24 protein-coding genes and 1 pseudogene are annotated in these 25,305 nt (G+C 73.2%); 11 read left to right on the top strand and 14 right to left on the bottom strand.

Going from position 1 to position 25,305, the window contains the following annotated elements; all coding sequences use genetic code 11:
- Positions 1-132: 132 nt before the first annotated feature.
- Positions 133-1,212, top strand: a complete 1,080-nt coding sequence (locus ACF1AL_RS26275) for a hypothetical protein (RefSeq protein WP_391705704.1) — start codon at positions 133-135, stop codon at positions 1,210-1,212.
- 66 nt (positions 1,213-1,278) lie between these two features.
- Positions 1,279-1,704, top strand: coding sequence for an SsgA family sporulation/cell division regulator (locus ACF1AL_RS26270; protein WP_366839890.1), 426 nt, complete (start codon positions 1,279-1,281; stop codon positions 1,702-1,704).
- Positions 1,705-1,803: 99 nt separating this feature from the next.
- On the opposite strand, the gene ACF1AL_RS26265 is transcribed toward ACF1AL_RS26270, so the two are convergent.
- The 5 genes from ACF1AL_RS26265 to ACF1AL_RS26245 all read right to left on the bottom strand — a co-directional run bounded on the left by ACF1AL_RS26265 (position 1,804) and on the right by ACF1AL_RS26245 (position 7,082).
- Entirely contained in the window at positions 1,804-2,304 is a 501-nt protein-coding gene (locus tag ACF1AL_RS26265; RefSeq protein WP_391661275.1) for a DUF6328 family protein, read from the bottom strand.
- A 139-nt stretch (positions 2,305-2,443) separates the two neighbouring features.
- A complete protein-coding gene (locus ACF1AL_RS26260) occupies positions 2,444-3,427 on the bottom strand; it encodes an aldo/keto reductase (RefSeq protein WP_366839817.1) in 984 nt (327 codons plus the stop codon).
- A 151-nt stretch (positions 3,428-3,578) separates the two neighbouring features.
- Positions 3,579-4,250 carry a TetR family transcriptional regulator gene (locus ACF1AL_RS26255; protein WP_391778301.1) on the bottom strand — a complete coding sequence of 224 codons (672 nt, stop codon included), beginning with the start codon at positions 4,248-4,250 and terminating at the stop codon, positions 3,579-3,581.
- A gap of 4 nt (positions 4,251-4,254) precedes the next feature.
- Positions 4,255-5,727, bottom strand: a complete 1,473-nt coding sequence (locus ACF1AL_RS26250; protein WP_391827645.1) for an MFS transporter — start codon at positions 5,725-5,727, stop codon at positions 4,255-4,257.
- 113 nt (positions 5,728-5,840) lie between these two features.
- Positions 5,841-7,082 (bottom strand): FAD-dependent monooxygenase, encoded by a 1,242-nt coding sequence (locus ACF1AL_RS26245; protein WP_391778299.1) that lies wholly within the window; start codon positions 7,080-7,082, stop codon positions 5,841-5,843.
- A gap of 327 nt (positions 7,083-7,409) precedes the next feature.
- Here ACF1AL_RS26245 and ACF1AL_RS26240 point away from each other — a divergent pair, with 327 nt between their 5' ends.
- Positions 7,410-7,814, top strand: coding sequence for a tyrosinase cofactor (locus ACF1AL_RS26240; RefSeq protein WP_391705691.1), 405 nt, complete (start codon positions 7,410-7,412; stop codon positions 7,812-7,814).
- Between the two features lie 144 nt (positions 7,815-7,958).
- Positions 7,959-8,783, top strand: coding sequence for a tyrosinase family protein (locus ACF1AL_RS26235; protein WP_391661280.1), 825 nt, complete (start codon positions 7,959-7,961; stop codon positions 8,781-8,783).
- 49 nt (positions 8,784-8,832) lie between these two features.
- Here ACF1AL_RS26235 and ACF1AL_RS26230 read toward each other — a convergent pair whose 3' ends face one another.
- Positions 8,833-9,543 carry a ribonuclease H gene (locus ACF1AL_RS26230; RefSeq protein ID WP_366839823.1) on the bottom strand — a complete coding sequence of 237 codons (711 nt, stop codon included), beginning with the start codon at positions 9,541-9,543 and terminating at the stop codon, positions 8,833-8,835.
- A gap of 117 nt (positions 9,544-9,660) precedes the next feature.
- Positions 9,661-10,461, bottom strand: a complete 801-nt coding sequence (locus ACF1AL_RS26225) for a VOC family protein (RefSeq protein ID WP_391827643.1) — start codon at positions 10,459-10,461, stop codon at positions 9,661-9,663.
- 492 nt (positions 10,462-10,953) lie between these two features.
- Here ACF1AL_RS26225 and ACF1AL_RS26220 point away from each other — a divergent pair, with 492 nt between their 5' ends.
- The 3 genes and pseudogenes from ACF1AL_RS26220 (at position 10,954) to ACF1AL_RS26210 (ending at position 14,408) form a co-directional block, all read left to right on the top strand.
- Positions 10,954-12,396: a family 2B encapsulin nanocompartment shell protein gene (locus ACF1AL_RS26220; RefSeq protein WP_391705679.1), complete on the top strand. Its 1,443-nt coding sequence runs from the start codon at positions 10,954-10,956 to the stop codon at positions 12,394-12,396.
- Positions 12,362-13,489: pseudogene (locus ACF1AL_RS26215) on the top strand (family 2 encapsulin nanocompartment cargo protein terpene cyclase); the annotation flags it as partial. The gene ACF1AL_RS26220 and the pseudogene ACF1AL_RS26215, both read left to right, overlap by 35 nt.
- 46 nt (positions 13,490-13,535) lie before the next feature.
- A complete protein-coding gene (locus ACF1AL_RS26210; protein WP_391778296.1) occupies positions 13,536-14,408 on the top strand; it encodes a geranyl diphosphate 2-C-methyltransferase in 873 nt (290 codons plus the stop codon).
- A 48-nt stretch (positions 14,409-14,456) separates the two neighbouring features.
- Here the strand turns inward: ACF1AL_RS26210 and ACF1AL_RS26205 are convergent, their stop codons facing one another.
- The gene (locus ACF1AL_RS26205) at positions 14,457-14,942 is read right to left on the bottom strand and encodes a VOC family protein (protein ID WP_391705676.1); all 486 of its coding nucleotides are present in this window, start codon (positions 14,940-14,942) and stop codon (positions 14,457-14,459) included.
- A gap of 287 nt (positions 14,943-15,229) precedes the next feature.
- Here ACF1AL_RS26205 and ACF1AL_RS26200 point away from each other — a divergent pair, with 287 nt between their 5' ends.
- A complete protein-coding gene (locus tag ACF1AL_RS26200; RefSeq protein ID WP_366839826.1) occupies positions 15,230-15,868 on the top strand; it encodes an ATP-dependent Clp protease proteolytic subunit in 639 nt (212 codons plus the stop codon).
- A 2-nt stretch (positions 15,869-15,870) separates the two neighbouring features.
- On the top strand, positions 15,871-16,476 hold the full coding sequence (locus tag ACF1AL_RS26195; RefSeq protein WP_366839892.1) for an ATP-dependent Clp protease proteolytic subunit: 606 nt from the start codon (positions 15,871-15,873) through the stop codon (positions 16,474-16,476).
- 12 nt (positions 16,477-16,488) lie between these two features.
- On the opposite strand, the gene ACF1AL_RS26190 is transcribed toward ACF1AL_RS26195, so the two are convergent.
- Positions 16,489-16,905 (bottom strand): helix-turn-helix transcriptional regulator, encoded by a 417-nt coding sequence (locus ACF1AL_RS26190; RefSeq protein WP_366839827.1) that lies wholly within the window; start codon positions 16,903-16,905, stop codon positions 16,489-16,491.
- 191 nt (positions 16,906-17,096) lie between these two features.
- Between ACF1AL_RS26190 and ACF1AL_RS26185 the strand changes: the two genes are divergently transcribed.
- Positions 17,097-17,984, top strand: a complete 888-nt coding sequence (locus tag ACF1AL_RS26185) for an RNA polymerase sigma factor SigF (RefSeq protein ID WP_391778294.1) — start codon at positions 17,097-17,099, stop codon at positions 17,982-17,984.
- Between the two features lie 67 nt (positions 17,985-18,051).
- Here ACF1AL_RS26185 and ACF1AL_RS26180 read toward each other — a convergent pair whose 3' ends face one another.
- Both ACF1AL_RS26180 and ACF1AL_RS26175 read right to left on the bottom strand, forming a co-directional pair.
- Positions 18,052-18,507: an ATP-binding protein gene (locus tag ACF1AL_RS26180; RefSeq protein ID WP_366839829.1), complete on the bottom strand. Its 456-nt coding sequence runs from the start codon at positions 18,505-18,507 to the stop codon at positions 18,052-18,054.
- Positions 18,508-18,628: 121 nt separating this feature from the next.
- Positions 18,629-19,816, bottom strand: coding sequence for a DUF6777 domain-containing protein (locus ACF1AL_RS26175; protein ID WP_391705672.1), 1,188 nt, complete (start codon positions 19,814-19,816; stop codon positions 18,629-18,631).
- Between the two features lie 203 nt (positions 19,817-20,019).
- Here ACF1AL_RS26175 and ACF1AL_RS26170 point away from each other — a divergent pair, with 203 nt between their 5' ends.
- Positions 20,020-21,309 (top strand): streptophobe family protein, encoded by a 1,290-nt coding sequence (locus tag ACF1AL_RS26170; protein ID WP_391827641.1) that lies wholly within the window; start codon positions 20,020-20,022, stop codon positions 21,307-21,309.
- Positions 21,310-21,315: 6 nt separating this feature from the next.
- Here ACF1AL_RS26170 and ACF1AL_RS26165 read toward each other — a convergent pair whose 3' ends face one another.
- From ACF1AL_RS26165 to ACF1AL_RS26155, 3 genes are read right to left on the bottom strand one after another with little or no spacing between them, the layout of a single operon-like run.
- Positions 21,316-22,308: a serine/threonine-protein kinase gene (locus tag ACF1AL_RS26165; protein ID WP_391705669.1), complete on the bottom strand. Its 993-nt coding sequence runs from the start codon at positions 22,306-22,308 to the stop codon at positions 21,316-21,318.
- Positions 22,298-22,924 (bottom strand): hypothetical protein, encoded by a 627-nt coding sequence (locus tag ACF1AL_RS26160; RefSeq protein ID WP_391705666.1) that lies wholly within the window; start codon positions 22,922-22,924, stop codon positions 22,298-22,300. Before ACF1AL_RS26160 ends, ACF1AL_RS26165 begins: the two co-directional genes overlap by 11 nt.
- Positions 22,925-22,931: 7 nt before the next feature.
- Complete coding sequence (locus ACF1AL_RS26155) at positions 22,932-25,274, bottom strand: FHA domain-containing protein (RefSeq protein ID WP_391705663.1); 2,343 nt, start codon at positions 25,272-25,274, stop codon at positions 22,932-22,934.
- Between the last annotated feature and the right edge of the window lie 31 nt (positions 25,275-25,305).

Genomic DNA, 25,305 nt, shown 5'->3' with positions numbered 1-25,305 from the left:
CCGCCCGCGCCCGGCGCGTACGGCGGGCCGCGCGCCCGGGACGGCAGGGGCAGGTCCGTACAAGCGGGCCAATGAGGGATATAGGCTGCCGGTCTGCACAAACCGTCGGCCTTGCCCCCTTGGAGTGTCCCGGTGACCCACGCGATCGCCCCGTCCGAGCCGCCCGCCGCCCCCGAGCCCGCCCCCGCCCCGCTCCCCGGCTCGGCCTCCGCCCTCGACGACCTCGTCGCCCGTGACGCACGCGAGTTCGGGACGTACGCGAGGACCGGGGGCTGGGCGTTCGCGCTGATGGTGGCGCGCAGCGTGCGGCCCGGCGGGCAGAGCGCGCAGGAGACGCCGAAGGTGAGCGCGAAGGAGTTCGCCGAGCTGGCGGGGTGCTCGCCGGAGCGGGTGCTGCGCTACTACAAGGCGTGGGACCGGGCCGCCGACGACGGCCTCGTCCCGCACTTCGAGGCGCTGCGCCCCGGGCAGGAGGTGGACCTGCCGGACGCCGACGTCTGGCTGACGTACTACACCGCGCGCACCAGCGCCGCCTCCGAGCGGGGCACCGCCATCGTCGAGGCCGCCGCGGCGGAGGGCATCCGGCCGACCAAGGCGCTGGAGGTGGCCGAGAACCCCACCGCGCTGCGCGCCGCGATCCTCGCCGACCCCTCCACCGCCCGCGCCGCCCAGCAGGCGCTGCTGGACCGGGTGCGCGAGGACCCGGAGCTGCAGGCCGCGCTCGCCCGTGACGTGGTGCGCACCGACGACCTGAAGAAGGCGGTCGCGTCCGAGAGCCGTTCCGCCGACCGCATCGGCTATGTGCGGCAGATCGCCGAGTCCGGGCAGATCAGGACGCCCGCTGGGCAGACCGTGGAGGCGCCCGCCGAGGTGCGCCAGGAAGCGGAGCGGCACCTGTCCCTGCTCGACGAGCTGGACGAGGGCGAGGATGCCGCGGAGTGGGCGAGCGAGGCGTACGACACGATGAAGGGGCTCGTCGTCGAGACCGTGGAGGCCGACCCTGATCTGCGGGTGCGGGAGCGGCGGCAGAAGTTCTACAGCAGCCTGCAGCGGGCCACCCGGGTCTTCGAGGAGCTGACCTTCGACGACGCCGACGACCTCGAGGACTTCTACGAGGACGACATGCTGCGCCGACTGGAGGAACTGCAGCAGGCGATCGGCTCCTGCCTCACGGCCCTGCGCTCCGGCCGCGGAAATCACCCGGCCGGCTGAGCATCAACGGCGCAGGCGGGGTACCAGGGGTGAGCTCCCGTTCATTCTTTCGGAAGGCCTGTGCTGGTGGACTCCTTCGCGCACACGACCCTGGTGGTGGAACTGCAGGCGGGCGACACGGACCGTTTCGCCGTGCTCGCCCATCTGAGCTACGACACGGCCGATCCCTTCGTCGTCACAGCCGTGTTCAGCCACCGGGGCCGGGTGCTGGCCCGGTGGCAACTCGACCGCGAGATGCTCGGCGAGGGGCTGCGGCGGCCCGTCGGCATCGGGGACGTCCGGCTGCGCCCGGCCGACGCGGGGCTGTGGGACGAACTGCGCATGGAGTTCCTCGGTGACGCCCACCCGGACGGCGGGCGTCACCATGCCGTCGTCTACGCCTGGGCCCCCGCCGTCTCCGCGTTCCTGCGCAGAACCTGGCAGCTGGTGCCGCCGGGGCGCGAGGAGGTGCGTGTCGACGACTTCCTCGCCCAGCTCTCCGTGGGGCCGTGACCGCCCCGGCCCAGTGCGTGAGGCCCTGAGAGGGGCCCCTCTCCGTGCGTACGCAGAGGGGCCCCTTTCCGTGCCTGGGGCCGTGGCCCGCACGCCGGCTCAGCGTGAGGTGTACCGGCGGCGGGTCCACAGCGGCAGCACGAACCAGCACATCACGTACCAGGCGACCACCGCGGACACCAGGTAGGGGACGTAGCTGTCGTGGGTCGCCACCCGCAGGATCAGCAGCAGCGAGCACGTCATGGCGGCGAGCAGCAGGACCAGCCCGACGAAGGTCAGCCGGGACGCCCAGCGCACCGCCTGCGGTTTCACCCGGCGGCCGGCGACCAGGCGGTGCAGGGACACCGGCCCTATCAGCGCCCCGGTCGCGCACGCGCCCAGCACCACGGTCACGATGTAGATGGCCTGGTCGGCGCTCTGCAGCTGCTCGTACTTGGGTGTGAACACCACGGTCAGCAGGAAGCCGAAGAGGATCTGCACACCGGTCTGAGCGACCCGCACCTCCTGGATCAGCTCGACCCACATCCGGTCGGCCCGCTCCTCCTCGGTCTCGTTGCGCCCCCGGCGCCGGACAGGCCCCTCTTCGGCGACCGCCACCATTCCTCCCGCTGGAAACCTCTGAACGACGTTCCTTCAGCGAGTACCCCGTGAACGGCGGACTTGTCCGGACGGTACGGAACGGGGCGGACCGAGGCGGGGCCGGAGCGTGCCGGGGCCGGGGCGGCTGGGGTCGTGCGGCCTACCAGCGGTGTTCGACCTGCTCCCGGATGCGCCGGTCGTACAGGTCGCGGATCGCCGCGAGGGTCTCCTGCGACAGCTCGGGCAGCCGGGCCGCGGCCGCGTTGGCGCGGGCCTGCTCGGGCGACCGGGCGCCCGGGATCACCGTGGTGACGCCCGGCTGCTGGACGATCCAGCGCAGGGCGAGCTGGGCCGGGGTGTATCCCTCGGGGGCGAGGGCGGCGAACTCGGCGGCGGCCTCCACGCCGGTGGTGTAGTCCACGCCGGAGAAGGTCTCGCCCTGGTCGAAGGACTCGCCGTGCCGGTTGTAGGTGCGGTGGTCGTTCGCCGGGAAGACGGTGTCCTTGGTGTACTTGCCCGACAGCAGGCCGGACGCCAGCGGCACGCGCGCGATGATCCCGACGCCCGCCTCCCGGGCCGCCGGGAGCACCTCGCGCAGGGGCTTCATACGGAACGGGTTGAGGATGATCTGCACGCTGGCCACGTTCGGCCGGGCGATCGCCGTCAGCGCCTCGGCGCAGGTCTCCACGCTGACGCCGTAGGCGGCGATGCGCTCCTCCTCGACCAGGGTGTCGAGGGCGTCGAAGACCTCGTCGGAGGAGTAGACGGGGGTGGGCGGGCAGTGCAGCTGCACCAGGTCGATGCGGTCCACGCCGAGGTTGCGGCGGGAACGGTCGTTCCAGGCGCGGAAATTGTCGAGGACGTAGTTCTGGGGGATCTGCTCGACGCGGCGGCCCATCTTCGTGGCGACCTCGACGTGCAGGTCGGGGCGGCTGCTGAGGAACGTGGCGATGGTGGACTCGCTGCGTCCGTCGCCGTAGACGTCGGCGGTGTCGAAGAAGGTCACGCCGGACTCGGCGGCCGCCTCCAGCACCGTCAGGGCTTCCTTGTCGTCGACCTCGCCCCAGTCGGCACCCAGCTGCCAGGTGCCGAGACCGATGACGGACGCGTGCTGACCGGACCTGGGGAATTCGCGCTCTTCCATGGCGTCAGTGTGTCACCGGCCGGCGGGACACGGCGGAACGGGCTGCTCCTGACGTCTCGGAGGCGCCCGGGGCGGACAGCGCGGATCCGCCGGACGCCTCGAAGCCACCCGCACCGGCCTCGCCACCACCCTCACCAAAGCCGTCCGGGCGCTATGGCGTGAGCTGCGCCTGCACGGTCGGCCCGTACCGTTCGACGAGGTCGTCGACCGGCATCGCGCGCACCTCGTCGCCGCGGGCGATGCCGACCATCACTCCGAGACCGAGCACGGTGGCGACGGCGAGTTCGGCGCGCAGGGCCGCGTCGGGGCCGGTCAGGCGGGCGGCGAGCCGCGCGGTGACCTGGCCGCGGAAGTTGGCGCGCAGGACCTCGCCGTGCTCGCCGTGCAGGGGCGCGAAGACGATCCGCAGGATCGGGTCGGCGCCCTGCTCGCGCTGGCTGACCAGGACGTGCCGGACCATGTGCCGGCCGAGGTCGTCGAGCGGGGCGTCGAGCAGGGCCTCCGCGTCGCTCGCGAAGGACATCACCCGGGCGAAGAGGGCGTCCTTGTTGCCGAAGTACTTCAGCACCAGCGGCGCGCTCACCCCGGCCCGTTCGGCGACGGCCTTGAGGGTGATGTCGGCGTGCGGGTGCCGGGCCAGCAGGTACCGGGCGGCGCGGAGGATGTCCGCCCGGGTCGTCTCGGCGTCACGGCGGGCCGGGGCGGCGGCGCCCCGGTCCGCCCCGCCCGCCGTATCGGCCTCAGCAGCCGTGTCAGCCGGATCCGGCGGGCCCGCCGCCGTGTCCGTCGCGTCCGCCGCCGTGTCGTGGGATGACCTGTTCACTCCCTCATGTTCCCGCCGCCGCCTGGTCGCGGTCGGCCCGGGCCGGGTCCTCGGGCCGGCGTGCCCCGGCGGACGCCGCGTCGCCCGGGATGGACAGGGCCGCCGCGCAGGCGGCGAGGGCGACGGCGCCCGCCATCGCGAAGGCCAGCAGGTAGCCGTGCAGGGTCGGCACCGGCACTCCGGCGACCGGACTGCTGTGGTGGACGAGCACCGCGGCCACGGCGGCGCTGGAGACCGCCTGGCCGATGGTACGCATCAGGACGTTCACGCCGTTGGCCGAGGCGGTCTGCCCCGCCGGCACGGCCCGCAGGATCAGCGTGGGCAGCGCCGAGTAGGCGAGCGTGGTGCCGGTCGCCACCACCGTCGCGCCCAGGACGATCATCCACAGGTCACGGCTGTCGGCGATGCGGAGCGCGTAGCCGCAGGCGATCACGGCGGCGCCCAGCGCGAGGGTGATCCGCGGTCCGCGCGCGGCGGAGATGCGGGCCGAGACGGGCGACAGCAGCAGCATGGTCACGCCGCCGGGCAGCAGGCACAGACCGGTCGCGACGATCGACAGCTGCAGGCCGTACCCGGTGGCCTTCGGGGCCTGCACCAGCTGGGCGGTGACCAGGGAGTTGGCGTAGAACGCGAAGCCGGTGAGCACGGCGGCCAGATGGGACAGGCCGACGCGGGGGCGCACGGCGAGACGCAGGTCGACCAGGGGGCTCACGGCGCGCAGCTGGTGCCACCACCACAGCGCGAGCACGACGGCCGCCCCGGCGAACAGGCCGGTGATCCGCGGGCTCGTCCAGCCCCACTGCCCGCCCTGGGAGACCCCGAGCAGCAGGCAGACCAGGCCCGCGGCGAGGCCGAGCGCTCCGAGCGCGTCGAAGCGGCCCGGCTCGCGCACCGGCGACTCCTCGACCGCCCACCACACGGCCGTCACGCCCACCGCGCCCAGCGCGCTGGTCAGCCAGAACATGGTGTGCCAGTCGGCGTACTGCACGACGAGCGCGGCCAGCGGCAGGCCCAGCGCGGCGCCGATGCCCACGGTGGAGCTCATCAGGGCGACGGCGGAGCCGCGCCGCTCGGGCGGCAGTTCGTCGCGCAGGATGCTGATGGACAGCGGTACGACGGAGGCGGCGGCCCCCTGCAGGGCGCGCGCGGTGATGAGCACGCCGATGTCCGAGGAGAGCGCGCACATCACCGAGCCGACGGTCATCAGCGCGAGCGCCCCCGTGAGCACGCGCCGCTTGCCGTACATGTCGCCGGCCCGGCCGAGGACCGGTGTGAGGACGGCGCCCGACAGCAGGGTCGCGGTGACCGTCCAGGACACGGCGCCGGGCGAGGCGCCGGTGAGCCGGGGCAGGTCCGGCAGCAGGGGCACGACGACGGTCTGCATGACGGCCATGAGGATGCCGCCGAAGGCGAGCACGGGGATGGTGAGCCGGCCCCGTAGACCGTTCGGCCGGGATATCGGTACGGGCGACGCCATGGGCACTCCAGCGGCCGGACGGCCGGAACGGTCGAGAGCGGGGACAGGGTGAATTCCCATTCACCATAGCCGGTGAATGGGAATTCACCCTCCACTCTTTTCCGAGGCTTTTCTCAGTCCGGCCGGTTCGCCGCCGGCTCCCGCGCCGGTTTCGCCGCCGCCTCCCGCGCCGGTACGCCGCGGGCGAGCCTGGGGCCGAGCCAGCGCTTGAGGCGGCGCAGCGCCTCCACCCGGCCCGCCGCCCTGTCGAGCCGGTAGTACAGCTGGGGCGGGACGTACGGCAGCAGCGGCGAGTGGCGCTGGCCGAGCAGCGCGAACATCTGCTCCGGCGGCAGCTGCAGATAGCGCGGAAGGTTCTCGTACCAGCGGGCGCTGTGGCGGGCGGCGCTCTGCGCGGGCAGCAGGGCCTGCCTGCGGGTGCGTTCGTAGGCGGCGAGCGCCTGCGGGAGGTCCGCGTGCGCGTGCAGGGCGTCGGCGAGGGCGATGGCGTCCTCCAGGGCGAGGGTGGTACCGGCCCCGATGGAGTAATGGGTGGTGTGGGCGGCGTCGCCGAGCAGGACGAGGTTGCCGCGGTGCCAGGTGCGGTTGGTGAGGGTGCGGAAGGTCGCCCAGGGGCTGCCGCCGTCGCCCGCGGGCCGGCCGGCGAGCGGGTGGCCGTCCAGGACGTGCGCGAACAGCTTCTCCAGCAGGGCGAGGCGGTCGGGTTCGCCCTGACGGTCGAGGCCGAGACCGGTGAAGGTCTCGGGTGCGCACTCGATGACGCAGGTGCTGTGGCCGGCGTCGTAGGGGTAGCCGTAGCACCAGATCCAGCCGTGCCCGGTCTCCACGAAGGCGAAGGTGAACGAGTCGAAGACGCGGGTGGTGCCGAGCCAGACGTAGCGGTTGCGGCCCTCCGCGAGGTGGGAACCGAAGTGGCCGGCGTGCCGGGTGCGCAGTGCGCTGTGCACGCCGTCGGCCGCCACCACCAGGTCCGCCCCGGGCAGGTCGTCGGCGCGCACCTCGGATCCGAACTCCAGCCGTACGCCCAGCTCACGGGCGCGGCCGGCGAGGATCTCCAGCAGCCGGTGGCGGCCGATGCCGTGGCCCACGTCGCCGGGCTGCCGGGTGAGCCGGTCCCGCACATGGGCGACGCCCTCGCTCCAGCGCACGGAGCTCTCCTCGACGGCCCGCGCGGACTCGGGGTCCTGCGCGTGGAGCCGGTCGAGCAGTGCGCGCCAGTACGTGACGCCCCAGCCGTAGGTGGAGCCCTCCGCGTTGCGCTCGTGGACGGTGATGTCGTGGGTGGGGTCCTGCCGTGCGAGCAGGATCGACAGATAGAGCCCGGCGGGCCCGCCGCCGACGATGGCGACCTTCACGCGCACCTCTTGAGAAATGACCCATAGCGTTCGCTTGACAGCGCAGGGTAGCAGCCGCGACGGTCCGCTTTGCGTCGGATCCGGAGGGTGAGCCGCGCCACGCCCGCCCCGGGAGCCCGGGAAGTTACCTCGCGGAACAGCGGTCCCGGAAGAAGGAATTGCCCGTTCCGCACCCGCCGGGCCGTCGCGCACAGCAAGATCGACTTGATTCAACGCCGTACGACATGTGGGCACTTGTCCGGATCACGGCCAACTGTTCGTGCGTGCGCCCGGCGGCCCGATAGGCATGCGGAGTCCTTTTCGATCACCGCATTCCCGGAGGTCCGCATGCCGGAACTCAGCCGTCGTCGTGCGCTCGGCGGCGCCGCCGCCCTCGCCGCGACCGCCACGACCGCCACGGCCGTCGCCGCCCCGTCCGCCACCGCCGCCGGCCGGCCGCATCCGGACGGCGCTGCGCACGGCGACCGTCCGCACGGCTCGCCGGAGCCGTTCGACGAGGTGTACCGGGGCCGCCGGATACAGGGCGGGCCCGCCGCCGGGTCCGGGCACCACCACGGCGGCGGCTACGCCGTCTTCGTCGACGGGGTGGAACTGCACGTGATGCGCAACGCCGACGGCAGCTGGATCAGCGTCGTCGGCCACTACGCCCCGGTGCCGACCCCGCGCGACGCGGCCCGCGCCGCCGTGGACGAACTGCAGGGCGCCCGGCTGCTCCCCTTCCCGGCCGGCTGACCGGACCGGCCCACCCGCCCGGCGGCCGGCCGAAAAAGCCCGACCCGCCGAACCGGCCGAGCCGGCTGAACCCGTCGGCCCCGCCGGCCCTGTCGACCCCGCCGCCCCACCCTCCGCACCCGACCACCCCGGAGCCCTGAACCGATGACCGTCCGCAAGAACCAGGCCACCCTGACCGCCGAGGAGAAACGGCGGTTCGTCGCCGCCGTGCTGGAGCTGAAGCGCAGCGGCCGTTACGACGCGTTCGTGACCACGCACAACGCGTTCATCGTCGCCGACACCGACAACGGCGAGCGCACCGGCCACCGTTCGCCGTCCTTCCTGCCCTGGCACCGCAGATTCCTGCTGGAGTTCGAGCGGGCGCTGCAGTCGGTGGACGCGGGCGTGGCGCTGCCGTACTGGGACTGGACGACCGACCGCACGCCCCGGGCGGCGCTGTGGGCGCCGGACTTCCTCGGCGGCACCGGCCGCAGCCTGGACGGCCGGGTGACGGACGGGCCGTTCGCCGCGGCGGGCGGGAACTGGCCGATCACCGTCCGGGTGGACAGCCGCGCCTTTCTGCGGCGCGCCCTCGGGGCGGGCACGCGCGAGCTGCCGACGCGGGCGGAGGTGGAGTCGGTGCTGGCGATGCCGGTGTACGACCGGGCGCCGTGGAACAGCGGGTCGGACGGTTTCCGCAACCATCTGGAGGGCTGGCGCGGGGTGAACCTGCACAACCGGGTGCATGTGTGGGTCGGCGGCCACATGGCCACCGGGGTCTCCCCCAACGATCCGGTGTTCTGGCTGCACCACGCCTTCGTCGACAAGCTGTGGGCCGAGTGGCAGCGCCGGCACCCGGACGCCGGTTACCTGCCGGCGGGCGGGACGCCGGACGTGGTGGACCGCGACGAGCCGATGAAGCCGTGGAACGACACGACCCCCGCGGCGCTGCTCGACCACACGGCCCACTACGCCTTCGACACGGACTGACCGGAACGGTCGGGCCGGTGGGACCGGTGGGACCGGTGGGACCGGTCGGTCAGCCGGCCGCCGCGGTGCGGCACTCCGGGTGGCCCCAGCCCTGGGCGTTCTTGGCGATCTGCTCGCCGGCCGCGTAGGAGCGGCCGCACACGCAGCGGCCGGGGAACTTCGCCTTGATCGTGCGCGACGACGAGGTGCTCTTGCCGGCCCGCGCGGGCTTCCCGCCGCCGGTGCGGCGGCGCGGCCCGCCGGCGGACGGGGTGTCGGGCGCGGCCGGCGGCTCGGGCGAGCCGAGGTCGCTGCCCGCGGCCTGCTGGACGCTCGCCGCCTGGCTGGCGGCCCGGTCGGCGAAGTCGTTGAGCGGGTCGCCGTCGACCTGGTGGGCCGGCACGTAGCGGAACTCCACCTCGCGGCCGGTCAGCAGTTCGTCGATGCGCACGACCAGTTCCTGGTTGGCGACGGGCTTGCCCGCCGCGGTCTTCCAGCCGTTGCGCTTCCAGCCGGGCAGCCAGGTGGTGACCGCCTTCATCGCGTACTGGGAGTCCATGCGGACCTCCAGCGGCACACCGGGGTCGGTGGCCGCCAGCAGCCGCTCCAGGGCGGTCAGCTCGGCCACGTTGTTGGTCGCCCGGCCGAGCGGGCCGGCCTCCCAGCGGGCCGGAGCCTCCGCGTCGTCGGCCACCACCCAGGCCCAGGCCGCCGGTCCGGGGTTCCCTTTCGACGCCCCGTCGCAGGCCGCCACCACACGTTCACGCATGCGCCCGATCATGCCATGCGCCCGTCCTCGCCCCCCGCCCGGCCGGATCCCGGGGCACGCACGCCGGGCGGGGGGGCGGACGGCGGGGTCGGCAGGTCGGCAGGTCGGCAGGTCGGCAGGTCGGCAGGTCTAGGAGACGTCCCCGGTCTGCGGCATCTCGCCCGTGGTGGTGCTGATGTCGATCACCGAGAAGTTCGCGCCCTGCGGGTCGCTGAGCGCGGCGAACCGCCCGAAGGGGCTGTCCATGGGGCCGAAGCGCAGTACGCCGCCGCGCTTGGTGGCCTTCTCGACGGCCTCGTCGCAGTTGGCCACGTTGAAGTAGACGTTGACGTACGAGGGCACCTCCGGCGGGAACTCGTCGCCCATCTTCATCCGGCCGAGGACGGTGTCCTCGCCGACGTCGAACATGCGGTAGTCGACCGCGTCGTCCTTGAGCTCCTTGACCCGGTAGGGGAAGACGGCGCTGAGGAACGCGTCGGTCTTCTCCGGCTCGCGGGTGAACACCTCCGCCCAGCAGTACGCGCCGGGCTGCTGCGGCGACGCCTCGAATCCCTCATGGGTGCCGCCCTGCCACACGCCGAACACGGCCCCGCTGGGCTCGCGGGCGAGGACCATGGTGCCGAACTCGCCGACCTGCATCGGCTCCATCAGCACCTCGCCGCCGTTCTCGCGCACCTTCGCGGCGGTCGCGGCGGCGTCCGGGGAGGCGAGGTAGAGGCACCACGCGGACTGTCCCTCCTGCCCCGGCATGGGCGGCACGACCGCGGCGACCGCCTTGCCGTCCACGTAGGCCTGGGTGTAGTTGCCGTACTCCGACGACGCTTCGCCGAAGGTCCAGCCGAGGACGTCGCCGTAGAAGCTCTTGGCTGCCTCCACGTCGCCGAACATCGCGTCGGCCCAGCAGGGGGTTCCCTCAGGTGATACGGCCATGATCGCGGCCCTCTTCCGGTCCGGTGGGGTTCGTCACGGTTCCTCACGCTAGCCACCCCCGCGCTCCCCCGCGCGCCGAACGTGCGGCTGCGGGCACGGGAGCGGGCGGGTGCCTTCCCTCGCCGGGATCCGTCCGAGCGGCGTACCGCCGCCGCCCTGCGCGAGCGAGCCGTTCCTCGGGGCCGTACAGGTGGGCGGCACCGGTGGGCCGTGCAGGTGGACGATTTCGTTCGGCGTCGCCGTACTGGCGAACGATCTCTTCCGGGTGCCGTCGCACAGGCGCACCCCTTATCCGGAGCGCCGCCCTCCGGCGTGCGGCGGCGCGCTGCGTGCGCCCTAGGCCTCGACCCGATGTTTGCGCCTCTCCGGACGCAAACCGCCCCCCGCACGCCGTACCGGTGCGCCCGCCGCACCGGTTGGCTGGATCCGCGCAGGCCCGCCGGCCGCCGCCGACCGGCCGGCACACCGCAGTTCACCTCCCGGGAGGGGAAAGTGTCCGCACCGGAAAGCACCACCGGTCCCGCCACCGACGAACCCGTCGCCGAGCCCCGGGCCGACGGACAGCTCACGTCCCTCGGCACCGAGGCCGCACGGCAGCTCACCACCACCACCAAGACCCCACCCCAGATGCAGGCCATCAGCTCCCGGTGGCTGCTGCGGAGGTTGCCCTGGGTCGACGTCAAGGGCGGCGCCTACCGGGTCAACCGGCGGCTCCAGCTGCGCACCGGCCGGGGCCGGGTGCGGTTCGAGCAGAACGGCGCCGACGACGTCCGGGTCGTCCCCGCCACCCTCACCGAACTGCCCGTGCTGCGCGGCTACGCCGACCTCGACGTGCTGACGCAGATCGCCTCCCGCTTCCAGGTGCGCGAGGTGCGGGCCGGGCAGGTGCTGTTCGAGGCCGGCCAGCCGGTCACCGAGGCCTACCTGATCGCACACGGCCGCTTCACCCGGTTCGTGCCCGGCAAGTACGGCGAGGAGGAGGTCGTCGGGGTCGTCACCGACGGCGACGGGCTAGGCGACGAGGCCGTCGGGCGGGCCGACCCGCTGTGGCTGACCTCGGTGCGGGCGGAGACCTCCGGGACCGTGCTCGCGCTGCCCTGGGACGTGCTCACCGAGTTCCAGCGGCGGGCGCCCTCGCTCGCGGCCCATCTGGCCGCCTACGCCGAGCGGCAGAGCCGGCCGATGAACCGCAAGGGCGAGGCCGACGTGCCGGTGCAGGCCGGCCACACCGGTGAGCCGACCCTGTCGGCCGGCTTCGTCGACTACGAACTCTCCCCGCGCGAGTACGAGTTGTCGCTCACGCAAACCGTGCTGCGGGTGCACACCCGGGTCGCCGACCTCTACAACGACCCGATGGACCAGACCGAGCAGCAGCTGCGGCTCACCGTGGAGGAGATCCGCGAGCGGCAGGAGTGGGAACTGGTCAACAACCGGGAGTTCGGCCTGCTGCACAACATCGACTACAGCCAGCGCGTGAGCACCTTCACCGGCCCGCCGACCCCCGACGACATGGACGAGCTGCTGTCGATGCGGCGCAAGACCAAGCTCTTCCTCGCCCACCCCAAGGCGATCGCCGCGTTCTTCCGCCAGTGCAACCGGCGGGGCCTGGTGCCGGGCACGGCGAACGTGGACGGACACGAGATCCCGGCCTGGCGCGGGGTGCCCATCTTCCCCTGCAACAAGATCCCGGTCACCGAGCACCACACCAGCAGCATCATCGCGCTGCGCACCGGCGAGAAGGATCAAGGCGTGGTCGGCCTCTACCAGACGGGCATCCCGGAGGAGTACCAGCCCGGCCTGAACGTGCGGTTCATGGGCATCGACACCGCCGCGATCATCAGCTACCTCGTCACCGCCTACTACTCGATGGCCATCCTCGTCCCGGACGCGGCCGGAATCCTGGAGAACGTCCAGATCGGCCGGACGGCCGACTGACCGCGCGGAGGACCCGATGAGCACACCCCCCGACGCCGAGGACACGGACGCCGAGGCCACCTCCTTCGTCCCGCCGGGGCCGCCCAGCCTCGCCCGCTCCGTGCGCGCCCGGCGCGGCGGGCCGATCCCCGGCCTGAAACACCGGCCCGTCGCCCCCGCCGACCCGGCGAAGGTGGCCGAGGTGGACCGCCGGCTCGAGGAGTGGGCGCGCCGCCTGGAGCTGTTCCCGCCCGCCTGGAACGGGGACTTCGCCGGGTTCCAGTTCGGCCGCGCGGTGGTCCTGCAGCATCCGCGCGCCGCCGACCTGGAGCGCCTCACCGTCGCCGGGAAGCTGCTGCTGGCCGAGAACCTCGTCGACTCGTGCTACTGCGAGGAGGACGAGGGCCGGGGCGCCTCCCGCGGCCGCCTCGGCGGCCGGCTGGTCCTCGCCCAGTCGGCACTCGACCCCTTCCACGGCACCCCCACGACCCAGGCGCAGTGGCTGCGGGGCATGGAGGCCGACGGACCGCTGCGCTCCTACCACGAGGCGATGAAGGACTTCGCCGCCTTCGCCACCCCCAGCCAGACCGACCGGTTCGTGCACGACATCGCCCGGCTGCACCTGGGCTACCTGGCGGAGGCGTCCTGGGCGCACACCCGGCACCGCCCGCGCGTGTGGGAGTACCTGGTGATGCGGCAGTTCAACAACTTCCGTCCGTGTCTGTCGATCGTCGACGCGGTGGACGGCTACGAACTGCCCGAGCAGCTCTACGCCCGCCCCGAGGTGCAGCGGGTCACCGCGCTGGCCTGCAACGCCACCACCCTCGTCAACGACCTGTACTCCTTCACCAAGGAGCTGGCCGCCGACCCCACCCATCTCAACCTGCCGCAGGTGATCGCCGCGAACGAGCGGTGCGGGCTGAAGAACGCCTATCTGCGGGCCGTGGAGATCCACAACGAGATCATGACGGCGTTCGAGGAGGAGTCCGCCGTGCTGTCGGCCCTCAGCCCGCTCGTGGAGCGCTACGCCCAGGGCCTGGACGACTGGGTCGCCGGCAACCACGCCTGGCACGCCACCAACACCCACCGCTACTCCCTGCCGAACTACTGGTAACGCCCGCTCGCTGACCCCGTGTCAGACGCACCACTAGGAGTCATCGTTGGCCACCGCATCCGACACCGGCACCGCCTCGGTGCCGACCCAGTCGACGTACCAGAACCGCGTGGCGGAGTACTGGAACGCCGAGGAGAATCCGGTCAACCTCGAACTCGGACGGATCGACGACCTCTACCACCACCACTACGGCATCGGCGCGGCCGACTTCTCGGTGCTCGACGAGAGCGACCCGGACCTGCGCCAGGAACGGATCACCGCGGAACTGCACCGCCTGGAACACGCCCAGGCCGAGCTCCTCGCCTCCCACCTGGGTCCGCTCACCCCCGCCGACCGGGTCTTCGACGCCGGCTGCGGGCGCGGCGGCGGCAGTGTCACCGCGCACCTGCGCCACGGCTGCCACGCCGACGGGGTGACGATCTCCGCCAAGCAGGCCGAGTTCGCCAACGCGCAGGCCCGCAAGCGGGGCATCGACGGCAAGGTGCGCTACCACCACCGCAACATGCTCGACACGGGGCTGCCGACGGGGGCGTACGCGGCGTCCTGGAACAACGAGTCGACGATGTACGTCGAGCTGGACCTGCTGTTCGCCGAGCACGCGCGGCTGCTGCGCCGCGGCGGCCGGTACGTGGTCATCACCGGCTGCTACAACGACACCTACGGGCAGGCCTCCCGCGAGGTGTCCCTGATCAACGCCCACTACATCTGCGACATCCATCCGAGGTCGGAGTACTTCCGGGCGATGGCCCGCAACCGGCTGGTACCGGTGCACGTCGAGGACCTGACGCAGGCCACGATCCCGTACTGGGAGCTGCGCCGGCAGGCGGAGCACCTGGTGACGGGCATCGAGGACACGTTCCTCGACGCCTACCGCAACGGCAGCTTCCAGTACCTGCTGATCGCCGCCGACCGGGTGTGAGCCGGGGCGGCGGGGGGCGGCGGCTCGGCGAGCGGCGCCCCCGCCGCCTCACTCCTGGCCGGCGTAGGCCTTCTCCAGTGCGGCCTTGTCGAGCTTGCCCATGGCCATCATGGCCTTCATCGTGCGGGCCGCCTTCTCCTGGTCCGGGTCGCTGATCATGTCGATCAGCCCGTTCGGGATGACCTGCCAGGACACCCCGTACTTGTCCTTCAGCCAGCCGCAGGGCCCCGGCTCGCCGCCGTTGTCGGTGAGCTTGGTCCAGTAGTGGTCGACCTCCTCCTGGCTGTCGCAGAAGATCTGGAAGGAGATCGCCTCGCTGAAGGTGAACTGCGGTCCGCCGTTGAGGGCGACGAACTTCTGGCCGTTGGCCGTGAAGTCGACGGCGATCACCGAGCCGGCGGGGCCCGGCCCGGCCTCGGTGTAGCGGCCGATCCGGCCGATGCTGGAGTTCTTGAAGATCGACACGTAGTAGTGGGCGGCCTCCTCGGCCTGGCCGTCGAACCAGAGACACGTGGTGAATCCGTCGGTGGTCATGCGACACCTCCTGGGGCGAAAAAGCGGCGCGGAACGCGGTCATCAGTGTCGACCGGCCGGAACGGCGAAACTCATCGGCCACGCGTCACCTTCCCCCGTACGGCCTCCACGCCCGCCGCCACCGCGTGCCCCGCCCGTCTCCGCGCGCCCGGCCGCTCTCCCCGTACGCCACCCCTCTCCGCGTGCTCTGCCCGGGGCGAATCTGCCACGGGCAGACAAATGGCCTGCGCGGGCCGTCCCGCGACGAGAGTGAAGCCGACGGCCATCACCACGCGACGGGAGATCCCATGACTCCACTCACCGCCCTCGCCCCCCGCGCCGAGGAGGGCGACACCCCGCCGACCCGGTTCGACGACCACCTCGCCGCCCAGCTGCTCGGGCAACGGATCGTGCTGCTGGGCACCCAGGTCGACGAGGTCTCCGCCAACCGGGTCTGCGCGCAGCTGCTGATCCTGTCCGCGGAGGACCCCCGCACCGACATCGGCCTGTTCATCAACTCCCCCGGCGGCTCGGTGCACGCGGGCCTCGCCATCTACGACACCATGCGGCTGATCCCCAACGACGTCTCCACGCTGGCCATGGGCTTCGCGGCGAGCATGGGCCAGTTCCTGCTGAGCGTGGGGGCGCCCGGCAAGCGGTACGCGCTGCCGAACGCGCGGATCATGATGCACCAGCCGTCCGCGGGCATCGGCGGCACCACCGCGGACATCGAGATCCAGGCGGAGAACCTGGAGTTCACCAAGCGGACCATCGAGCGGATCACCGCCGAGCACACCGGTCAGAGCCCGGAGACCATCTCCCGGGACGGCGACCGCGACCGCTGGTTCACGGCCGAGGAGGCCAGGGAGTACGGCATGGTGGACCGGGTCGTGGAGTCCTTCGCGGACGTCCGCCCGGCCACCACCCGGCGACGGATGGGACTGTGAGCATGGGCACCTACACGATTCCGAACGTCATCGAGCGCACCCCGCAGGGCGAGCGGTCCTTCGACGTGTTCAGCCGGCTGCTGAACGAGCGGATCATCTTCCTCGGCACCGAGATCGACGACGGCGTCGCCAACGTCGTCATCGCCCAGCTGCTCCACCTGGAGTCGGCGGCCCCGGAGCACGAGATCGCGATCTACCTCAACTCCCCCGGCGGATCGTTCACTTCGCTGATGGCGATCTACGACACGATGACGTTCGTGCAGGCGCCCATCTCCACCTTCTGTGTGGGCCAGGCCGCCTCCACCGCGGCCGTGCTGCTGGCCGGCGGGGACCCGGGAAGGCGGTTCGTGCTGGAGCACGCGCGGGTGCTGCTCGGCCAGCCCGCCTCCGGCGGCCGGCAGGGCACGGTGTCCGATCTCGCCCTGCAGGCCAAGGAGATGGTCCGCATCCGCGCCCAGGTGGAGGAGGTGTTGTCCCGGCACACGCACCACGACGTCGCCACGCTGCGCGCGGACATGGACCGGGACAAGGTGTTCACCGCGCGGGAGGCGGTGGAGTACGGGCTGGCCGACGAGGTGCTCGGCAAGCGCCAGGTCCGGATCCCGTGAGCCGCCGCGCCCTCAGGCGGCCAGGCACAGGCCGTTGTACGGCGCCGCGGTGGACGTCGTCGTGCGGCCCCGGGGTGCGGTCCGGGAGGTGAGCCGGATCAGCTCGCCCTGGGCGCGCCCCAGCAGGTCGGCGAGGCTCAGGCCGAGCGCCTGGGCGGCGGCCGCGAGGACCTCCGAGGAGGCCTCCTTGCGGCCGCGCTCCACCTCCGACAGATACGGCATGGAGATCCGGGCGGCCTCGGCGACGTCCTTGAGGGTGCGCTCCTGCGCCTGGCGTTCGCGGCGCAGGACGTCACCGACCAGGTCGCGCCACAGGGGCTCCTTGACGGCGGGGCGTTGCGGCGGGCGGGCGGCCGCGGGGCGCAACGGGATGACTCGGGCTTCGTCGGCGGTCCGGGTGCCGGGCTGGTTCGGCGTCTGAGTGCTCACCCACCCAGCCTAGAAGCCGTGTTGGCGGGCGGAAGGCCTCGGCGTTCCGCCCTGGGTGAAGTGTCGTGCGTCCGGCGGTGGGAAAGGATTTCCGGCACTCTCGCGAACCGGGTGGCATGTCCCGCTCGACTCCGGGTAGGCGGAGGGGCAGCGCCAAAGCCGCACTGTTACTTCCGTGGGAGGGAAAGCCGATGTCCACCGCCGTGATCGGGTCTGAGGCACAGGTCGACGCGAAGGCCGCCGGGACCGGCACGGGCGAGGGTCCGCTGCCGGGAGTCGAGGACCCGCGGACGATCGCCCCGCGGGACGCACGGGCACTGTCCCGTCAGTTCTTCCGGCGTCTGGCGGAACTCGAGGAGGGCACGCACGAGTACCAGTACGCCCGCAACACCCTCATCGAGATGAACATGTCCCTGGTCCGCTTCGCCGCCGGCCGGTTCCGCGGCCGCGGGGACGACATGGAGGACATCGTCCAGACCGGCATGATCGGCCTCATCAAGGCCATCGACCGGTTCGAACTCTCGCGCGAGGTGGAGTTCACCTCCTTCGCGCTGCCGTACATCGTCGGTGAGATCAAGCGGTTCTTCCGCGACACGACGTGGGCGGTGCACGTGCCGCGGCGGCTGCAGGAGCTGCGGGTGGAGCTGGCCAAGGCCCGCGACGAGCTGGCGAGCCGGCTGGACCGGGAGCCGACGGTCGCGGAGCTGGCGACGCTGATGAACATCTCCGAGAAGGAGGTCGTCGAGGCGCAGATCGCCGCGAACGGGTACAACTCCTCCTCGCTGGACGCCGCGCTCACCGGCGACGGACCGGAGCACGGCGAGGCCGTCCTCGCCGACTTCATCGGCGTCGAGGAAGAGGGGCTGCGGCTGGTGGAGGACTTCCAGTCGCTGGCCCCGCTGATGGCCGAGCTGGACGAGCGCGACCGGCAGATCCTGCACATGCGGTTCGTGGAGGAGGCCACGCAGGCGGAGATCGGTGAGCGGCTCGGCTGCTCCCAGATGCACGTCTCGCGGCTGATCAAGCGGATCATCACGCGGCTGCGCCAGGGCATGCTGGGCGAGCTGGGCTGCGCCTGAGAAAGAACGACGGCGGGCGGTGCACCTGCCCCGGGAGGACGACCTGCCGGGAGGGTGTGCCGCCCGCTCAGTCCGTGTGCAGAGGGACGAGCGCGCGGACCCGCTTGCCGACGGGCACCCGCTCCGCGGTCACCTCCGCCGCCAGGGCGTGGACGATCTCCAGCCCGTGCCGGCCGACCCGCTCCGGGTCGCGCGGAAAGCGCATCGGGAGGGCGACGCTGCTGTCGTAGACGGACACCGTGACGGCGGTGTCGGTGCCCTCCAGCTCCAGGATGTACGGCCCGTTGCTGTGCCGTTCGGCGTTGGTGACCAGCTCGCTGGCGACGAGCAGCAGCGCCTCCTCGGCGCGCTCGCCGATCCGCGCGCACCACTCGACGCGCAGCTGCTCGACGAACTGCGCGGTGAAGCCGCGTGCTTCGGCGATGCTGCCGGGTTCCCCGGTGTAGTGGGTGGCCCGTCTCAGGGGCTCCACGGGCACGTCGAAACCCGTTGTTATCACTTCCTCGCCCAGGTGCTCGGTCATGCGTGTCTCTCTAGGAAGCCGGACTGGCCGGACGTCTGATGCATCTGTGCCCCTACCCCGAGACTCGCCGGGCACTCCCCGTGCCGGTCGCCTCGCCGAGCGGTGTCGGTCACAGCGCGCATCAGCTCGCGGGCGGCGCGCTGCTCGGCGGCGGGACGCTGAGCGGGGAGGGCGCGCTGGCCGGGGGCTGCACGCTCGACGGGGGTGGCGCGCTGGAGGGAGGCGGCGCGCTCGACGGGGGCTGCACGCTGGTCGGCGGCTCGCTCGTCGGCGGCGAGGAGGGGGTCGACGGCGAGGAGGGCGGTGTCGGGCCCGGAGTCGAGGAGCCGGAGGACGGCGGCGTGCTCGTGGGGGCCGACACACTTGCCGAGGGGGTGGGGGACGCCGGCGGGTGCGTGTTCTTGTCGTGCGCTCCGGTGTCCCCGCGGTCCCGGGCGACCCAGGCGCGGTGGTCGGGGTCGTACAGCACGAAGACCTCCACGATCCGCGTGCTCGGCTCGACCGCGACGACGTTCGACGAGCGGTACGACGGCCAGGCGTCGCCGACGCGGCGGACGCTGCCCTGCTGGGCGACCGGCGGGGTGAGCGGGTTGCCGCAGGCGCAGCGCACGCCGGGCATGCCGTGGGCGTCGACCAGGACGGCCGTGCCCGCCTGGAGGACGGCCTGGTAGCTGGTGGCGGCGCCGTCGCGGTAGCCGTGGTTGGTGACCCGGGTGTCCATGCGCAGCTGCACGGGGGTGAGGGAGCGCAGGTAGGAGGGCACCTGGTCGGCGCGTACGCCCGCCACGGCGGCGAAGGCGCGGTTCTTCTCCGGGTCCGCCTGCAGATAGCGGATCTGCCGTTCGACGTCGCAGCTGGACACCTTGCGGGTTCCGCCGTACAGGCCGGGCGCCGCGCCGTCGACGGCGCGGACCGCGTTCGCGGGCGCCGACTCGGTGGCCGGGGAGGGGGAGGCGGGCGGGGCGGAGCTGTCGACGGCGGTGGACGGCGTGAACGGGTCGGGCCCGGTCGCGGCGGCGGGCTGCAGGAACACCTCGCCACCGCTGCGGTCGCTGCCGGCGCTGTTGCCCGAGCCGCCGCCGGGGCGGCTGAGGACGACGGCGACGACCACCGCGGCCACGATCACCGCGGCGAGCGCGGCGACCCGGGGCACGGATTTCCACCAGGGGCGGCGTGGCTCGGGGGCCTGGGGCCCGCCACCGGACGGCTGCGCGGGCGGTCCGGAGGGCGGCTGGGCGGAGCCGCCGCCGGAGAGGGGACCGGACGGCGGTCCGGTCGGGCGGCCCGAGGAGGGGGGTTGGACGCTCACGAGCTCCTCTTCCCGCGTGGGTTCTGCGCGGCCTCTCAGTCCCGTCGGCCACCACAATCCACACCAACCTCATTGTGGACACGCCGGGGCCCGGCTCGCGAGCGCACGCGAGGCGCTCCACGGCGACCAGGGAGAACGGGGCGGGCCGACGCGGACGGCTCTCCCGGCGCGCGGGCGGGCCGGGGCCTGCTTAGCGTGGCGATGTGAGCCAGCGAACCACGTCCGCCCCGGTGGTGGCCCGGCACGGCTGGGGTCAGGCCCTGGTCACGGTCGTGGCCGGACTCGTCGTGATGGGGGTGACGGCGGCGCTCGGGCTGTGGGCGGCGGGCGCGGCGGATCTGCCGGACGGCGGCTTCTGGCGTGTGGTGGCCGCGACCCTCGTCACGGCCGTCGGCGGTTCGGTCGAGGTGACCGGCAGCGCCGGGTCGCTCGCCGACACGGGCGCCGGGGTGACGGTGATGCCGCTGTCGGTGACGCTGGTCGGCGCGCTGGTGGTGGCGTGGGGTTTCCTGCGGCCGCTGCGGCACCGGGCCGTGACGGGGGGTGCCGAGCTGGCGGGGTGGGCCGGGCGGATCGCGCTGCTGTGGCTGCCGGCCCTGCTCGGCCTGGCCTTCGCCGCCCGCCACACGTTCGCGATCCCGATCGGCAACGAGACCTTGAGCGATCTCGGCGAGATCTTCGGCATCCGGCCCGAGGTGGGCTTCACCACGGACGTGCCGCTGACGGTGCTGTTCGGTCTGCTGTGGCTGGCCGGGGTGCTGGCGCTGGCGCTGCTGGTCGCCCGCGGGGCGCCGCTGCCGCCGCGCGCGGTGCGGTTCGCGGACTCGGTGCGCCCGGCGGCGTACGCGATGGTGGCGCTGCTGCTCGCGTCGGTCGCCCTGGGCGCGGTGGCCGGCCTGGTCGTCGCGGCGACCCGCGGCCACGCGGCGGAGACGTTCGCGGTGATCTTGCTGGGGCTGCCGAACGTGGTCTGGCTGGCGTTCACCCTGGGTCTCGGTGCGACCTGGCACGGCCGGGTCGACGGGCCGTTCGGGCTGCCGATGCCGCATGTGCTGGACGAGGTGCTGCGCACCCCGGACGTCTCCACGCTGAACCTGCGCACGCTCGCCGAGCACGACAGCAGGGTGTGGTGGCTGGTGGTCGTGGTGGCGGTGCTGCTGCTCGGGGCGGCGTTCGTGATGGCCGTGCGCTCGCCGGCCCGGGTCCGGCCGTGGCAGCACGCGGTGCACCTGGCGATCGCGCTCGCCCTGACCGTGCTGATGATCTGTCTGGTCGGGCGGATCTCCGCGCACTACGGCCTGTCCCTGCTGGGCGTCGGCGACCTGGGGGGCGGGCTGTCCGGACAGCTGTTCCTGCGGCCGGACATCTGGTCGGCGATGGGCTGGGCGCTGCTGTGGGGCCTGGTGGCCGGCTTCCTCGGCTCCCTGGCGGCGGTGCGGGTGGGCCGCAGGGGCCCCCGCGCCCCGGCCCCGTCGGATCCGGCGTCGGTCTAGCCCCCCCTAGGGGCCGGGTTCGAACACCGGCCGTGCCCAGCCCGGTGGTGCCTTCGGTTGCTGCGCCGCGCGGGGTACGGCGCCGAGGTCCACCTTCGTCGGCGGGTGGCCGCCGGCCGGGCCGCCCGCCGCCGCTGCGCGCAGGTCGGCGACGAAGACGAGGCAGGTCGGGTGACGTTCCTCGGGGCTCTTGGCGAGGGCGCGGGCGAACACCGCGTCGACGGCCGGGTCCAGGTCGGGGCGGGCCTCGGTGAGCGGGGGCGGGTCGTCGTACTGGTGGGCCCACAGCAGGGCCATGTCGTCCTCGCGGCGGAACGGCGGACGGCCGGCGAGGGACTCGTAGACGACGCAGGCGAAGCCGTAGACGTCGCAGCGGCCGTCGACGGGGCGGCCGGAGATCTGCTCGGGGGCGACGTAGTCGAGGGTGCCGACGAACTGGCCGACGGTGGTGAAGCCGGTCAGGGACAGCGACTTCTTCGTCAGGCCGAAGTCGGTGAGGTACACGTGCTCGGGGTGGTCGCTGTCGGTGCCGCGGGAGACGAGGATGTTGCCGGGCTTGACGTCCCGGTGGACCAGGCCGTGCTCGTGGGCGGCGTCGAGCGCGGAGGCGACCTGCGCGGCGATGCGCACGGCGGTGCCGAGCGGCAGCGGGCCGCGCCGGTCCAGCAGGTGGCGCAGGTCGCTGCCGGCGACGTAGCGCATGGCGATGTAGAGGATGCCGTCGGTCTCGCCGGCCTCGAAGACGGGCACGATGTGCGGGTGGTCGATGGCGGCGGCCACCCGTGACTCGTGCACGAAACGCCCCCGGAAGGTGTCGTTGCGGGCGAGTTCCGGCGCGAGGAGCTTGAGCGCGACCGTGCGGTCCAGACGCAGGTCGTGGGCGCGGTAGACGACGGCCATGCCGCCGCGTCCGATCTCGTCCTCGATGCGGTAGCCGGCGACCTGGCGGCCGATGAGGTCGGAGGGGCGGCCGGAGAACAGGCTGGTGTCACGGCTCATCGGGTCTCACCACGCGGGTGGCGGCGTGGGTGTCCGGCGGGTCGGCGCCGGGCGCGTCACCGGCGGCACGGCCGGCCGGACGGGCGTCCGCGCGGGGTGCGCCGCCGGCCGGGCGGGCGTCCGCGCGGGGGGCGCCGTCGGCCGCGTAGGGGGTCAGCCGGGTCCCGTCCGCATACACCCACCGTTCGTGCGCGGCGTCGAACAGCCACACGTCCTCCCCGTCGACGACGACACCGATACGGGTGCCGTGGGTGCGCCGGCGGAAGGTCTCGCCGTCCAGGGCGCCGGCCGCGAGGTCCTCGACGGCGCTGCGGTAGCGGGCGAGGGCCGCTTCCGCGCCGGAGAGCAGCGGACGCGGGTCGGCCGTCGCGGCGAGGGGTCCGCCGGAGCGCGGCGGGTCCTGGGGCACGGCGACGAGGAGACGGCCGTCGACCCAGGCGGACCAGCCGTTGGCGCACACGACGTGGCCCCAGTCGCCGCGCCGCTCCACCAGCCGCACGGGCAGCAGCGGGTCGAGGGCGACCGTGGGGCGGGCCGGGTCGGGCTCCTCCCAGGCGGGCAGGCCGGCCCGGGGGACGACGTGGGTGGGCGCGAAGCCGGGTGCCGGCGTGCTCATCGCGGCCCTACTTCCGCATCACGACGGGTTCGTGGCGGCGCAGCAGCCGGGCCACCACCCAGCCGAACAGCGCGGACAGCACGAGCAGCATCCCGATGTCGAGCAGCCACACCCCGGCCGAATGCCTGAACAGCGGGTCGGAGGTCAGGGTGCCGGGCACGATCCGCGCGAGCCCGACGGTGCCGGCCATCGCGCCGAGCGCCCAGCGCGAGGGAACCAGCCAGGCCAGCTGTTCCAGTCCGGGCACGCCGTGGAGTTTGAGCAGGGCCCCGCAGAAGACCACCTGGACGATGGCGAGGAGCACCAGCAGCGGCATGGTGACCTCTTCCTTGCGCACCAGGGCGGACACCAGCAGGCCGAGCATCATCGCGGTGAACGCCAGCAGCGCGACCGCCACCGTGATCTCCACCAGCGGCGGCATCAGCACGCCCTTGCCGCCGGGCGCGTTCAGGTCGACGCCGGCCAGCGCGACCAGGGTCAGCACGACCGCCTGGAGGATCGTGATCGTGCCGAGGACGACGACCTTGGACATCAGGTACGCCGATCTGGACAGGCCGACGGCTCTCTCCCGCTGGTAGATCACCCGTTCCTTGACCAGTTCGCGCACGGCGTTGGCCGCGCCGGTCAGGACGCCGCCGACGCACAGGATGAGCAGCGCGTTCATCGCGGAGTCGCGGGTGAGGTGGCTGCCTGCGAGCGCGCGGGCCATGGCGCCCATCACGAACGGCAGCGCGATCATGATGGCGAGGAAGGTGCGGTCGGCGGCGAGCGCGGCGGTGTAGCGGCGGATCAGGGTGCCGAGCTGGGCGCTCCAGCTGCGCGGCGGGGACGGCGGCTCCATGATCACCGGGCCCTCGCGGGGCACGCGCGGCTGCGCTCCGGCGTCGGCGTAGCGGCGGCGCTGCGGCGAGGTGCGGTACTGGCCGGCCCAGTCGCGGTCCTGGTCGCGTTCGAAGGCCTCGAAGGCCTCGGGCCACTGGTCGAAGCCGAAGAAGGGCAGTGCCTCGTCGGGCGGCCCGTAGTAGGCGACGCGTCCGCCGGGGGCGAGGACGAGCAGCCGGTCGCACACGTCGAGGCTGAGGACGCTGTGGGTGACGACGATGACGGTGCGGCCGTCGTCGGCGAGGCCGCGCAGCATGTGCATCACCGAGCGGTCCATGCCGGGGTCGAGTCCGGAGGTCGGCTCGTCGAGGAAGAGCAGCGACGGCTTGGTGAGCAGCTCCAGGGCCACGCTGACCCGTTTGCGCTGGCCGCCGGAGAGGCTGTGCACGGGCTGTCCGGCGCGCTGTTCGAGGCCGAGTTCGCGGATGACCTCCTCGACGCGGGCGCGCCGTTCTGCCTTCACGGTGTCCTGCGGGAAGCGCAGCTCGGCGGCGTAGGAGAGCGCGGCGCGGACGGTCAGCTGGGGGTGCAGGATGTCGTCCTGCGGGACGAGTCCGATGCGCTGGCGCAGCTCGGCGTAGTCCCGGTAGAGGTCGCGGCCGTCGTAGAGGACGGTGCCGTGGTCGGCGGGGCGCTGCCCGGTGAGGGCGCCGAGCAGGGTGGACTTGCCGGCGCCGCTCGGGCCGACGACGGCGAGCAGGCACTTCTGGCCGACCGGGAAGGAGACGTGGTCCAGCAGCGTCTTGCGGCCCCGGTCGACGGCGACCGTGAGGTCCTGGACGTCGAGGGAGACCTCGCCGGTGTCGACGTACTCCTGCAGCTGGTCGCCGACGAGGCTGAACGCGAAGTGGCCGATGCCGACGATGTCGCCCTGCCCGATCGTGGCGACCTCGATGGGCCGTCCGTTGAGGAACGTGCCGTTGTGGCTGCCGAGGTCGGCGATCTCGTAGGTGCCGTCGGGCAGGTGGCGCAGTTCGGCGTGGCGGCGGGAGACGACGAGGTCGTCGAGGACGAGGTCGTTGTCGGAGGCGCGGCCGATGCGGACGGTCCGGGTGGGCAGCGGGCGCACCGTGGTGGGCCGGGCGAAGGTGCCGGTGAGGGCCGGCATCGACACGCCGGAGGGCCGCTCGGGCGCGGGCGCGGGTGTGGGCGCGCCGACCAGGACGACGCAGGGGCCGTCGGCGGGGTTGCCGAACCGGATGACGGTGCCGGGGCCGACGCTCCACTCGTGCACGCGCCGCCCGTCGGCCCAGGTGCCGTTGGTGCTGTGGTCGTCGTGGAGGGTCCAGTGTCCGGCGTCCGGGTGGAGCACCGCGTGGTGCCAGGAGACCCGGGCGTCGTCGAGGACGATGTCGCACAGGGGGTCGCGGCCGACGTGGTAGTCACGGCCGGGGGTCATCACCGTGGTACCCGAGTCGGTCTCCAGCACGAGCTCGGGCGCGGTCGACGCGACAGGGCGCTCCGCCATGCCAGGATTCTACCGATTCGGCCCCTTCTCC

The organism is Streptomyces sp. NPDC014801 (genome assembly GCF_043082085.1).
Taxonomy (GTDB): domain Bacteria; phylum Actinomycetota; class Actinomycetes; order Streptomycetales; family Streptomycetaceae; genus Streptomyces.
This window is presented reverse-complemented; position numbering and strand designations above follow the sequence as displayed.